Source organism: Embleya sp. NPDC005971, assembly GCF_040629175.1.
In the GTDB taxonomy this organism is placed as follows: domain Bacteria; phylum Actinomycetota; class Actinomycetes; order Streptomycetales; family Streptomycetaceae; genus Embleya.
On the sequence record NZ_JBEXUX010000055.1, the window covers coordinates 57,232 to 69,439 of the forward strand.

Consider the following 12,208-nt stretch of genomic DNA (forward strand, 5'->3'; position numbering starts at 1 on the left):
TCGAGGCGTGTCCGGTTCGCCGGACCGGGTCCGGGTGTCGAGACGAATGGGTGGATCGTGGGAGCCGAACAGGATCGGGCCGCGGAAACCGTCCGCGCGGCCCTGCGGGACGCCGGCATCGAATGGGAGCAGTCCGCGCCGAACACGTTCGTCGCGGTGCTGCCCGGGACCCGCAAGCTCAAGACGGCGCTCGCCCTCACCGTGGGCGCGCACACCCTGGCGCTGAGCGCGTTCGTGGTCCGGCACGCGGACGAGAACCACGCGGCCTTCTACCGCTGGCTCCTGGAGCGCAACGTGCGGATGTACGGCGTGGCCTTCGCCGTCGACAAGCTCGGCGACGTCTACCTGAACGGCCGGCTGCCGCTGGCCGCGGTCGGCGCCGACGAGGTCGACCGGCTCCTGGGCGTCGTGCTCCAGGCCGCCGACGACAGCTTCAACACCCTCCTGGAGATCGGCTTCGCCACCTCGATCCGCCGCGAATGGGACTGGCGCGTCGAACGCGGTGAATCGTTGCGCAATCTGGAGGCGTTCGCCCGCTTCGCGGCCCCGGAGAACCGCGGGCAATAGCCTGCCGCACCGGTGGATTACGCTCCTTGCCATGGCTGATGCTCCGTACAAATTGGTACTTCTGCGCCACGGCGAAAGCGAATGGAACGCCAAGAACCTCTTCACCGGCTGGGTCGACGTCGACCTGACCGAGAAGGGTGAGAAGGAGGCCGCGCGCGGCGGGCAGTTGCTGCTCGACGCGGGCGTGCTGCCGGACGTTCTGCACACCTCGCTCCAGCGCCGCGCGATCCGCACCGCCCAGCTCGCGCTGGACGTGGCCGACCTGAACTGGCTGCCCGTGCGTCGCTCGTGGCGGCTCAACGAGCGTCACTACGGCGCCCTCCAGGGCAAGGACAAGAAGCAGACCCTGGCGGAATTCGGCGAGGAGCAGTTCATGCTCTGGCGCCGCTCCTACGACACCCCGCCGCCGCCGCTCGCCGACGACGACGAGTACTCGCAGTTCGCCGACCGCCGGTACGCGTCGCTGCCGGAGGAGATCCGGCCGCGCACCGAGTGCCTCAAGGACGTCGTCGAGCGCATGCTCCCGTACTGGTACGACGCGATCGTGCCGGATCTGCTCGGTGGCGACACCGTGCTGGTCGCCGCGCACGGCAACTCGCTGCGCGCGCTGGTCAAGCACCTGGACAAGATCTCGGACGCGGACATCGCGGGCCTGAACATCCCCACCGGCATCCCGCTGCTGTACGAGCTGGACGCGCACCTGCGCCCGCTCACCCCGGGCGGGCGCTACCTCGACCCGGAGGCCGCGGCGGCCGCGATCGAGGCGGTCAAGAACCAGGGCCGCAAGTAGACCCGAACATCGGGTGAACAACCCGTCGGCTTCGTACGGGGCGCCCACCTGTCACGGAAGGGGTCGGGCGCCCCGCACGCGCCGGGCTGTGGGCCCGAGCGCCGGTTCAGCGACCGCAACTGCCCCCGCAATTGCACGCGGAACCGGACTTACAGCCGCAGCCGCAGCTGGACGGGCAGTTGCAGCCCGGTGTGGGGGCCTGCGGCTGGGGCGGGGTCTGCGGGTCGGGCATGACGGCCTCCGAACGATCACCGGTGACAGGCGTGGCGCACGGATGAACGACACATGAAGATCTGCACGATGGACCCTCTGGACGGTTTCACCCGTTCGGAGCAGCTCTACCCTGGAACATGTGGACGTGAACGTTGCTGCTGCCGCTTTGGCCGCTGTATCCGGATTGGCCGTGGGTGTGGCCGGCACCCTGGCCTTCCGCTGGAGTGAGCGCGCCCAGGGCAGAGGCACGGCCGCGGCACCCGCCGCGGCCCCGTCGTTGCCGCCCGGCGTGGCCACCGTGTTGTCGGTGCTGCGCTCCTCGGCGGTGGTCCTGGACGAGTTCGACACCGTGGTGAAGGCGAGCTCGGCCGCCTACAAATTCGGCCTGGTCCGCGGTGACCAACTGGTGCCCGACGATCTGCTCGCGATGGCGAAGGAGACCAGACGCGACGGCGAGATAAGACAACGGGACCTGTTGTTGGCCCGTGCCGACGGCGAGGCGCACGAATTCGAGGTGTCAGCCCGGGTCGCCCCGCTGGGATCGCGGCTGGTGCTGCTGCTGGTCGAGGACCGGACCGAGGCCCGGCGGGTGGACGCGGTGCGGCGCGACTTCGTGGCCAACGTGAGCCACGAGCTCAAGACCCCGGTCGGTGCGCTGTCGCTGCTGGCCGAGGCGGTCATGGACGCCAGCGACGACCCGGAGGCGATCATCCGCTTCGCGGGCCGCATGCAGATCGAGTCGGCCCGGCTGACCAATCTGGTGCAGGAGCTGATCGACCTGTCCCGGGTGCAGAACGATCATCCGCTGCACCACGTGGGTCCGGTGCCGCTCGACGAGCTGGCGGCCGAGGCGGCCGACCGCTGCCGACAGGCCGCCGAATCCAAGCAGATCACCCTGGCGATCGGCGGCGATCGTGATCTGATCGTGCCGGGAGACCACAATCAATTGGTGATGGCACTGGGCAACCTGGTCGAGAACGCGGTCAACTATTCGCCCGCGCGGACCAGGGTCGACATCGAGGTCAGAGCCGAGGCGCGGATGGCCGTCATCACCGTTTCCGACCAGGGGCTGGGCATTCCCCAGCGCGACCTGGATCGTATTTTCGAGCGGTTCTACCGCGTCGATCCGGCCCGTTCGCGGGCCACCGGCGGTACCGGCTTGGGCCTGTCCATCGTCAAGCACATCGCGGCGGGCCACGGGGGAGAGGTAACCGTGCGCAGCCTGGAGGGTGTGGGATCCACCTTCACCCTGGTGCTGCCCTTCAAGTCCAGTACCTCTCAATCGATGTCGATCACATCGACCACCCCATCCATGGAGGCTTCCCGATGACCCGTGTGCTCGTCGTCGAAGATGAAGAGTCCTTCAGCGACGCGCTGTCGTACATGCTTCGCAAGGAAGGCTTCGAGGTGGCCGTCGCCGCCACCGGACCCGAGGCCCTGGAGCTGTTCGACCAAGGCGGCGCCGATCTGGTGCTGCTCGACCTGATGTTGCCCGGCCTGCCCGGCACCGAGGTGTTCCGCGGGCTCAGGGCCAAGTCCAATGTGCCGGTCATCATGGTGACGGCCAAGGACAGCGAGGTGGACAAGGTCGTCGGCCTGGAGATCGGTGCCGACGACTACGTCACCAAGCCGTATTCCACCCGCGAGTTGATCGCCCGGATCCGCGCCGTGCTGCGGCGCCAGGGCGGCGAACCCACCGACGAGCCCCGGGCGATCGAGGCCGGGCCGGTGCGACTCGACGTGGAGGCGCATCGGGTCACCGTGGAGGGTCGGCGGATCGATCTCCCGCTCAAGGAGTTCGACCTGCTCGAAGTGTTGCTGCGCAACGCGGGCCGGGTGCTCACCCGGATGCAACTGATCGACCGGGTGTGGGGTGTCGGCTACGTCGGCGACACCAAGACGCTGGACGTGCACGTGAAGCGGCTGCGCGCCAAGATCGAGCCGGACCCGGGCGCCCCGCGCTACCTGGTCACGGTGCGTGGCCTCGGGTACAAGTTCGAGCCCTGATCGGGCCGGGGCGGTGTCGCCCCCCGATCGACGACGGCGCCCGCGCCGCCCCCGTTCTCCGGGGCGGCGCGGGCGCCGTCGTGTCCGCCTGGCGTGCGGGTGCCGGGTGTGCTCAGCCGCCGGCCGGGGCCGACGAACCGTTGCGCGGCGTGCCGGTGCTGCCGACGTTGCCCGTCGTGGCATTGGCCGCGCCCGTGGCGGGCGCCCCCGTGTTGGGCGCCCCCGTGGCGGGGGCTCCCGTGGTGGGCGCCGCCTGGGTCGGCGGGGCGGGCGGGGCCGGCGGCGGCGGGGTGAACGCCGGGGTCGGCTTGAGCTGCGCGTAGTAGCTCGTGGGCGCGTGCACGGACACGTCCAGCGACGTCTCGCCGGCGGTACCGAACGCGAAGGTCACCCGGCGGAACGAGCCGGCCTCCACCTTGTCCGCGTTCGGGAAGACCAGCGGACCGAGGTAGGCCCTGCCCTGCGGGCTGTCCTTGGACATGCCCTGGGGCGGGTCGACCATGTATACGGCGCCACCGGCCGGGATGGTCAGCGGACCGCCCAGGGCCTGCCCCGCGCCGTCGACCGTCACCTTGGTGACCGTCTCGGGCTTGGTGCCCTCGTTGAACAGCGCACCGCCGAGCGCGACCAGGTGCTTACCCGGGTCGCCCGTCACCAACTGAACGTTCTGGATCTTGAGCGAGCCGAATGCCGCATTGGCGGTGTCGGGCTTGATCTCGTTCGTCTCGGCGTCCTTGCCACTGGCGCAGCCCGCGGCCAGAGGAAGGACGACGGCGACGGTGGCGGCGAGGGCGCCGCGTCGAAGGCTGCGGCTCACGGCGGCGGCATCTCCTTGATGATCTTGGATCGAGGAACCGGTCAGGACGACCGGGGACAGCGTACTCAGCCCGGGCGGACGACTTGTACGCGGCTCACCGCGCCGACACTCGGCTTCGATCGGGTCGCGACGGGGTGCCGATCTCGAACGTGGGATCGGCACTGATGGGGCCCCAGTGACATATGGGTCGCCCGAGAGCGCTCGGCTCGCGACCGGGAGGAGCTGTTTGTCCTATTTGTTCGAGTCCTGCGGGTGTGGGGTTCCCTGTCCCAGCACGGCCACTGGCCCGTTGTCAAGCCCCGACTAAGGCTCTGACCTGCGCAAACGTCATTCAGTAGGGGCGTGTCCCGTGTTACCCTAGAAAGCCACGGAAGGGGTACCTGTCACATGACGTTCAAGGTTGGCGACACCGTGGTCTACCCCCATCACGGGGCCGCGCTGATCGAGGCGATCGAGCAGCGCACGATCAAGGGTGTGGACAAGACCTATCTGGTGTTGAAGGTCGCCCAGGGTGATTTGACCGTCCGCGTGCCTGCGGACAATGCGGAATTCGTCGGTGTTCGGGACGTGGTGGGCCAGGAAGGGCTCGACCGCGTCTTCGAGGTGCTGCGCGCTCCGCACACCGAGGAACCGACGAACTGGTCACGACGTTACAAGGCGAACTTGGAAAAGCTCGCTTCCGGTGACGTTATCAAGGTCGCGGAGGTCGTGCGCGATCTATGGCGCCGCGAGCGTGACCGCGGCCTGTCGGCAGGCGAAAAGCGCATGCTGGCAAAGGCTCGGCAGATCTTGGTGAGCGAGTTGGCGCTCGCCGAGAACACGAACGAGGACAAGGCCGAGGCCATCCTCGACGAGGTTCTGGCCTCCTGAGCCGTAGGATCCGCCCGTCGGTGACGGACGGATCCGCCGGTGCGGTGTCGGCGCCACATGGCGTCGGCGCCCGGGTGGTTTGAGGGGACTTCGTTGAACGCTGCGGTCCTTGTGCCCGCTGCAGGGCGTGGTGAACGGCTGGGTCCCGGTGCGCCCAAGGCGTTGCGTGAGCTTGGGGACATCCCGATGCTGGTGCACGCCGTCCGGTCGCTGTTGGCCGCCCGCGGGGTAACCGCGGTCGTGGTCGCCGCACCGCCGGACGGTGTCGCCGGTGTCCGGGATCTTTTGCGTGCGCATTTGCCCGCACAATCACCCGTTCGGGTGGTCGCGGGCGGTGCGACACGCCAGGAATCGGTGCGATTGGCGCTGGCCGCCGTGTCGCCCGATCACGACGTCGTGCTCGTGCACGACGCCGCGCGGCCGTTCGTGCCGGCCCGGGTGGTGGAGGCGGTGATCGCCGCCGTCGCCGAGGGGGCCGACGCGGTGGTGCCCGCGTTGCCCGTGGTGGACACGGTCAAAGAGGTTTCCTCGGTCGAGGGTGCGGAGACGGTGGTCCGCACGGTCGACCGGTCGCTGCTGCGCGCCGTACAGACCCCGCAGGGCTTTCGACGGGCCGTGTTGGTGCGCGCGCACGCCGAGGCCGGCGGGTTCGGTGGCGAGGGCGCGACCGACGACGCGGGCATGGTCGAGCGCCTCGGCGGCACGGTCGTGGTGGTGCCCGGATCCGAAGAGGCGTTCAAGGTGACCCGCCCGTTCGATCTGCTGCTCGCCGGTGCGCTGTTGGCACGTCGTGCGGAAGCGGCGGAGTCGGCGGGGTCGGCGAGCGGCGCGGAGAGTACGGAGATCGACGTTGTCCGGTGAACACACACCCCCGGTCGTGCTGCCCCGCACCGGGATCGGGGTGGACGTGCACGCCTTCGCGGAGGGCCGCGAGTTGTGGGTGGCCGGTCTGCACTGGCCCGGGGAAACCGGGCTGGCCGGACACTCGGACGCCGACGTGGCCGCGCACGCCGCGTGCGACGCGTTGTTCTCGGCGGCCGGAATCGGCGACCTGGGCGCGCACTTCGGCACTTCACGGCCGCAGTGGTCGGGGGCGTCCGGGGTGACCCTGTTGACCGAGGCGGCGCGACTGGTGCGCGCGGCCGGGTTCGAGATCGGCAACGTCGCGGTGCAGGTGATCGGCGTGCGACCGAAGGTGGGCCGGCGTCGGGCCGAGGCCGAGGCCGCGCTGTCCGCCGCGGTCGGCGCGCCGGTATCGGTGTCGGGTACCACCACCGACGGGCTCGGGCTGACCGGGCGGGCCGAGGGAGTGGCCGCGATCGCCACCGCGTTGGTGGTGGCGACCGGGCGATGATCGTTGCCCGAAGCGAGGGATAACGGTGAACGCCACGCCGCCCCGACGCTCTAAGCTTGCGCGTGTGAGCATGCGCCTGTACGACACCAGCACCCGCACGGTCCGGGACTTCGTGCCGCTTGTCGAGGGACAGGTCTCGATCTACTTGTGTGGTGCCACCGTGCAGGCGCCGCCGCACATCGGGCACATCCGATCGGGGCTGAACTTCGACGTGCTGCGCCGGTGGTTCGCCCACCGCGGCAACGACGTCGTGTTCTGCCGCAACGTCACGGACATCGACGACAAGATCATCGCGAAGTCCTGCGCGCAGGAGATTCCGTACTGGCAGGTCGCCCAGACCAACGAGCGCGCCTTCGCGGACGCCTACGCCGCGCTCGGCTGCCTGCCCTCGACGGTGGAGCCGCGGGCGACCGGGCACATCCCCGAGATGATCGCGATGATGGAGCGGCTGATCGCGACCGGGCACGCCTACCCCTCCGGTGGCGACGTCTACTTCGACGTGTCCTCTTTCCCCGCCTACGGCGCGCTCTCCGGCCAGAAGCCGGACGCGATGCGCGAGGCGGAGGACGCCGGAGCGGGGGCGGCGGGCAAGCGCGACCGGCGCGACTTCGCGCTGTGGAAGTCGGCCAAGGCCGGCGAGCCCTCGTGGGATGCGCCGTGGGGGCAGGGTCGTCCGGGGTGGCACCTGGAGTGCTCCGCGATGGCGCACAAGTACCTCGGGCCGGCGTTCGACATCCACGGCGGCGGGCTCGATCTGGTGTTCCCGCACCACGAGAACGAGATCGCCCAGTCCAAGGCGGTGGGCGACCCGTTCGCCAACTATTGGATGCACAACGCCTGGGTCACCCTCAGCGGTGAGAAGATGAGCAAGTCGCTCGGCAACTCCGTGCTCGTGACGGAGATGCTCAAGCAGTGGTCCCCGCTGGTCCTGCGGTACTACCTGGCCACCCCGCACTACCGGTCGATGATCGAGTACAGCAGGGAGGCCCTGCGCGAGGCCGAGGTCTCGTTCGGGCGGATCGAGGGTTTCCTGGAACGCGCGGGCGAGCAGACCGGGGTGATCGAACCGGCGGCGGAGGTGCCGGCGGCGTTCGCGGCGGCGATGGACGACGACCTGGGTGTGCCGCAGGCGATGGCGGTCGTGCACAACACCGTGCGCGACGGCAACACCGCGCTGGCGGCGGGCGACAAGGACGCCGTCGTGCGGCACGCGGCGGACATCCGGGCGATGCTGGGCGTGCTCGGCATGGACCCGCTGTCGGAGCAGTGGACGGCGGGTGCCTCGGCCGGCCGTTCGGACGAGCTGCGCGGGGTGGTCGACCACCTGGTCAAGCTCGCCCTCCAGCAACGCGAGGCGGCGCGGGCCCGCAAGGACTACGCCGCGGCGGACGCGGTCCGGGACAGCCTCACGGCGGCCGGGATCGTGGTCGAGGACACCCCCAACGGCCCCCGGTGGACGCTGCACCGGGACTGAGTAGAAGGGCCCGTCGGGGCCCGACGAGAACGTGCCGTCACGGCCGGATCGCCACGAGGTGGCGGGCCGGCCGTACGGTTGTAGTGGCGGTTGCCCTCCGGGGCGACCGGGGAACGCAACGCTGCTGTCGAAGCGGATGTTGCCGTCGAGGCAACGTTGCCGTCGAAGCCGACGTTGTTGTGAAGCAAAACGCTGCTGTTGAAGCAATCGAAGGGATGTACCCGTCATGGCCGGCAACACGGAGCGCCGTAACAAGCGCAACGAGGGAAGCAAGAAGGGGCCCTCGGTCGGCACTGGTGGGCACAGCCGCCGGGCGCTCAAGGGCAAGGGGCCCACCCCGCCCGCGGAGATGCGCAAGGGGCACGCCAAGCAGCGCGCGGCCAATGCCGCCGCCAAGCGCAAGGCCTCGGCACCGGCCGCTCGGCGAGCCCCGGGCGGTCGTCCCGGGCGCGGGGGCAAGAGCTCGAACGAGCTGGTCGCGGGTCGCAACTCGGTGCTCGAGGTGCTGCGCGCGGACGCGCCGGCCACCTCGTTGTTCATCGCGCAGTACATCGACAGCGACGACCGGGTGCGCGAGGCGATGAAGATCGCCAACGTCCGGGGCATTCCGCTGATGGAGATCCCGCGTCCCGAACTGGACCGGATGACCGACGGCGCGATCCACCAGGGCCTGGTCCTGCAGATGCCGCCGTACGAGTACGCGCATCCGGACGACCTGGTGGTCGAGGCGCAGGACCGCGGCGAGACGCCGATCATCGTCGCGCTCGACAGCGTCACCGACCCGCGCAACCTCGGCGCGGTGATCCGCTCCGCGGCGGCCTTCGGCGGCCACGGCGTGGTCGTGCCGGAGCGGCGCGCGGCCGGGATGACCGCGGGCGCCTGGAAGTCCTCGGCGGGTGCGGCCACGCGTGTGCCGGTGGCCCGGGCGGCCAACCTCACCCGCGCGCTGGAGGCGTACAAGAAGGCGGGTCTGACCGTGGTCGGCCTCGCCGCCGACGGCGACATCTCGCTGGAGGAGCTGGCGGCGGCGACCGATCCGATCGTGGTGGTCGTCGGTTCCGAGGGCAAGGGCCTGGGTCGCCTGGTCCAGGAGACCTGCGACATCACCGTGCGGATCCCGATGGCGGGCGGCAACGAGTCGCTCAACGCCGGTGTCGCGGCGAGCATCGTGCTCTACGAGGTGGCCAGGCGCCGCGCGGAGTAGCCGCGCAGTGTAGTGCCGTACGGGGGCGGTCGGGGCCCGCATCGGGTAATACGCGAAGGGCCGCATCCTCGGGGGACCTCGCACGGTTATTGATGCGTGGACACCAGAACGGAAGGCAGCTTCGGCGGTGCTGTCGGGCTGTTGCCCTCGCCCCCGGCGGTGCGCGATCCAGGCGATCCGGCGTCGGTCGCCACCCCCACCAAGACCCTGCGGGTGGTGATCGCCGGCCCTCGGACCGGCGGCGCCCCCGTGCCCGGAGCGCGCGGTCCGGCGGACGACGCCACCGCGCGGCTGCCGGCGATCCGCGACGACATGCCCCGGCGGCGGGTGCCGCCGGCGCGTCGCGAGCCGGGCGCCGGGCGCGAGCGGGACGGCACCGCGACCTCGATGCCCGGGCACGGGCGCCGGGCCACCCTCCAGGGCGGCACGGTGCTGTTGCCGCTGCGGCTGTTCCTGGGCGGGGCGTTCCTCGTCGAGGGGTTGCGCAAGCTCTACGCGCCGGGCTTCCTGGATCCGAGCTCGACCGATTCGTTCGGGCATCGGATCGGGGTGCTGCGCGAGGGCAGCCTGTCGCCGTCGGTGATGGACCTGGCCGCCGATCACGCGATCGGGGCGGGCCTGCTGTTCGCCTTCGGACAGGTGGTGGTCGGCTTCGCGGTCGTGCTGGGGTTGTGGACCCGGCTCGCGGGCCTGCTCGGCATGTTGTTGTCGCTGGGCGTACTGATCGCGGTGGGCAGCGGCTCCTCGCCCTATCACGCGCCCTACGTGGTGTTCCTGGCCGCGTTCAGCCCGCTGGCGTTGGCGGGAGCGCCGATGTACTCGGCGGACGCGTGGTTGTCGCTGCGCACCTGGCGCGGCCCGATCATCACGCCCGTGCGGGCCCGGCGGCGCAAGCTCGGCTACGGCTCGATGCTGGCCTGTGCGGGGGTCGGCGTGACGCTGCTCGCGGGATCGTTGCTCGGCGGCGGTCACCGGCAGCTCGACGAGTCGGACACCGGGCGGGTCGGCGACCGGGAGGGCCCCGCCGCCGCCTCCACCGCCCCGGTGGCTCCCGGGCCCGGGCAACACGGCGGCCCGGTGGACACGCAGCTCCGTCCGCCGGTGAACGAGCCCTCGGCGGCGCCGGTGCCGGGCACCGGCCAGAACGCCCAACCGCCGATCCCGCCGCGCCCGACGAGCACGTCCTCGCCCACGACCAGGACCGGCACGGGCACGAGCACGGGAACGGGCACAGGCACAGGTACGGGCACGGCGCCCGCACCCGAAAGCGGCACCAAGGCACCCCGCCCCTCCGCCCCGTCCGCCGGCTCCCCCGGCCCGGCAGGCTCCCCGGCCGGCTCCCCGGGCACGGCCCCGAAGCCGGCGGGGAGCAAGCCACTGGGTGGGTTGTTGGGGTGAGGCTTCTTGGGGTGAGGTTTGTTGGGGTGCTTTGCTGGGGCGGGGCTGAGTCGTGAGCGGAGCGAGTGGGTGGCCCGGGTCGCGGGTGCGATGGGCGGGGCGGCCCGGGCCGGGCTGGGGCGTGGGCCGGGCCCGCCACCTGACCTGAGTCGTGGGCGGGGCGAGTGGGTGGTCCGGGTCGGGTTGCGGCGGGCCGGGTCGGGTCGGGCCGTGAGTCGGGTCCGACGCCTGGTCCGGGTCGTGAGCGGAGCGAGCCGGTGGGCGGTGTTTGCGGGCCGAGCCCGACACCCCGGGCGAGGTCGTGACCTTGCTCCGCCGAGACCCGGGCCGAAGTCGTGAGCGCAGCAAGCCGGTGAGCAGTGGTCGTGGGCCGGGCCGGAAGCCCGGGACGAGGTTGCGAGCGGGCCGGCGCGAAACGCACGCCGAGTCCGACATCTGGGGCGGGGTCGCGAGCGGAGCGAGCCGGTGGTCCCCGGTCGCAAGCTGGGCTCGACGCCCGAGCCGGGGTCGTGAGCGGAGCGGGCAGGTGGGCGGCGGTCGCGGGCCGAGCCCGACACCCCGGGCCCAAGTCATGAGCGCAGCCAGCCGGTGAGCGGCGGTCGTGGGCCGGGCCGGACGCCCGAGCCGAAGTCGTGAGCGCAGCAAGCGTGCCGGCGCGAAGGTTCAGCCGGTGATGTTCCGGTCTGCGACCACGTGGTGGATGTGCACGTGGACGACCTGTTCGCCGTCGATCGGCTCGCGGTCGACCACCTTGTCCGTGCCCATATAGCGCGCGGCGATCCGAGTCGGCCAGATCCGAAGGTCGGCCGGGTCGACCGAGATTCGGGCCTCACCCTCCACCACGACGTAGGCGTACGGCGGTCGGTCGTCGTCCACGCACAGGCTCACGCGCGGATCGTTGGCCAGGTTGCGGCCCTTGACCGAGGACGCGAACGTGCTGAAGACGAGTTCGACGGTCTCGCCCCGATCGTCGAGATCGAACCAGATCGGGGCCACATGTGGTCGGCCGTCCGGCCGTACGGTGGCGAGCTTCCCGGTGCGTGGTCCGGCCAGGAGAAAAGCCCGCCACTGAGTCTCGGTCATGCGTTCCATCCCCCGAGTCTCACCCCTGACCACCCCGAAACCCGGTAGCCCCGCCCACGACGACCACCCCTCCACCACACCACACGACACCTCGTGAGGTCACACCCTCGCCCACCACCCCGACTCCGCCCCCCGAACCGCCCTACTCCCGCCGCCCGCCCACCTGTTCACCCCACCTGCGACACGCTTCGCCCCGCCCACCCCGCCCTCGTCCCCCCCACCCCCGATGTACTTGCGACCTCGCCCCACCCGCCACCCCCACAACCCGGCCCCACAACCTCGCGCCCCGCGCCCACCCGCCCCACCCCCGGCGCGTCAGCGCCCCCGACTTGGGCTCACCCCGGTGATCGACGCGCGCAGCGCGGAGAGCGGCGGAGCCGCAAAACGTTGACTTCGTGGCCCGTAGCGAAGCGAAGGGACACGAAGTCACG

At 71.2% G+C, this 12,208-nt stretch carries 12 protein-coding genes; 10 read left to right on the plus strand and 2 right to left on the minus strand.

Translation table 11 applies throughout. The features are described from left to right. Positions 1–54 precede the first annotated feature (54 nt). The 4 genes from ABZ374_RS35715 (at position 55) to ABZ374_RS35730 (ending at position 3,577) form a co-directional block, all read left to right on the plus strand. The gene (locus ABZ374_RS35715) at positions 55–567 is read left to right on the plus strand and encodes a YbjN domain-containing protein (protein WP_360319364.1); all 513 of its coding nucleotides are present in this window, start codon (positions 55–57) and stop codon (positions 565–567) included. 31 nt (positions 568–598) lie between these two features. Next, positions 599–1,357, plus strand: a complete 759-nt coding sequence (locus ABZ374_RS35720) for a phosphoglyceromutase (protein ID WP_360319334.1) — start codon at positions 599–601, stop codon at positions 1,355–1,357. A 352-nt stretch (positions 1,358–1,709) separates the two neighbouring features. Next, positions 1,710–2,900 carry an ATP-binding protein gene (locus ABZ374_RS35725; RefSeq protein WP_360319336.1) on the plus strand — a complete coding sequence of 397 codons (1,191 nt, stop codon included), beginning with the start codon at positions 1,710–1,712 and terminating at the stop codon, positions 2,898–2,900. Then, entirely contained in the window at positions 2,897–3,577 is a 681-nt protein-coding gene (locus ABZ374_RS35730) for a response regulator transcription factor (RefSeq protein WP_020552235.1), read from the plus strand. Before ABZ374_RS35725 ends, ABZ374_RS35730 begins: the two co-directional genes overlap by 4 nt. A 112-nt stretch (positions 3,578–3,689) precedes the next feature. Here ABZ374_RS35730 and ABZ374_RS35735 read toward each other — a convergent pair whose 3' ends face one another. Then, a complete protein-coding gene (locus ABZ374_RS35735) occupies positions 3,690–4,394 on the minus strand; it encodes a hypothetical protein (RefSeq protein WP_360319338.1) in 705 nt (234 codons plus the stop codon). Positions 4,395–4,781: 387 nt separating this feature from the next. Here ABZ374_RS35735 and ABZ374_RS35740 point away from each other — a divergent pair, with 387 nt between their 5' ends. From ABZ374_RS35740 to ABZ374_RS35765, 6 genes are all read left to right on the plus strand, one after another. Continuing rightward, positions 4,782–5,264, plus strand: a complete 483-nt coding sequence (locus ABZ374_RS35740) for a CarD family transcriptional regulator (protein WP_020552233.1) — start codon at positions 4,782–4,784, stop codon at positions 5,262–5,264. Positions 5,265–5,321: 57 nt separating this feature from the next. Beyond that, the gene (gene ispD / locus ABZ374_RS35745) at positions 5,322–6,125 is read left to right on the plus strand and encodes a 2-C-methyl-D-erythritol 4-phosphate cytidylyltransferase (protein ID WP_360319340.1); all 804 of its coding nucleotides are present in this window, start codon (positions 5,322–5,324) and stop codon (positions 6,123–6,125) included. Next, entirely contained in the window at positions 6,115–6,618 is a 504-nt protein-coding gene (gene ispF / locus ABZ374_RS35750; RefSeq protein ID WP_360319342.1) for a 2-C-methyl-D-erythritol 2,4-cyclodiphosphate synthase, read from the plus strand. The genes ispD and ispF overlap by 11 nt, the downstream gene beginning before the upstream one ends. A gap of 64 nt (positions 6,619–6,682) precedes the next feature. Beyond that, positions 6,683–8,092, plus strand: coding sequence for a cysteine--tRNA ligase (gene cysS, locus ABZ374_RS35755; protein ID WP_360319344.1), 1,410 nt, complete (start codon positions 6,683–6,685; stop codon positions 8,090–8,092). Positions 8,093–8,318: 226 nt separating this feature from the next. Continuing rightward, the gene (gene rlmB / locus ABZ374_RS35760) at positions 8,319–9,296 is read left to right on the plus strand and encodes a 23S rRNA (guanosine(2251)-2'-O)-methyltransferase RlmB (protein WP_360319346.1); all 978 of its coding nucleotides are present in this window, start codon (positions 8,319–8,321) and stop codon (positions 9,294–9,296) included. Positions 9,297–9,392: 96 nt separating this feature from the next. After that, on the plus strand, positions 9,393–10,694 hold the full coding sequence (locus tag ABZ374_RS35765) for a TQO small subunit DoxD (RefSeq protein WP_360319348.1): 1,302 nt from the start codon (positions 9,393–9,395) through the stop codon (positions 10,692–10,694). Positions 10,695–11,357: 663 nt separating this feature from the next. On the opposite strand, the gene ABZ374_RS35770 is transcribed toward ABZ374_RS35765, so the two are convergent. Next, positions 11,358–11,786: a PPOX class F420-dependent oxidoreductase gene (locus ABZ374_RS35770; protein ID WP_360319350.1), complete on the minus strand. Its 429-nt coding sequence runs from the start codon at positions 11,784–11,786 to the stop codon at positions 11,358–11,360. Positions 11,787–12,208: the final 422 nt, after the last annotated feature.

Bases quoted from the DNA above. Each gene is read 5' to 3' on its own strand.
- ABZ374_RS35720 (WP_360319334.1), top strand. From the start codon at position 599: ATGGCTGATGCTCCGTACAAATTGGTACTTCTGCGCCACGGCGAAAGC.
- ABZ374_RS35730 (WP_020552235.1), top strand. From the start codon at position 2,897: ATGACCCGTGTGCTCGTCGTCGAAGATGAAGAGTCCTTCAGCGACGCG.
- ABZ374_RS35740 (WP_020552233.1), top strand. From the start codon at position 4,782: ATGACGTTCAAGGTTGGCGACACCGTGGTCTACCCCCATCACGGGGCC.
- ispD (WP_360319340.1), top strand. From the start codon at position 5,322: ATGGCGTCGGCGCCCGGGTGGTTTGAGGGGACTTCGTTGAACGCTGCG.
- rlmB (WP_360319346.1), top strand. From the start codon at position 8,319: ATGGCCGGCAACACGGAGCGCCGTAACAAGCGCAACGAGGGAAGCAAG.
- ABZ374_RS35770 (WP_360319350.1), bottom strand. From the start codon at position 11,786: ATGGAACGCATGACCGAGACTCAGTGGCGGGCTTTTCTCCTGGCCGGA.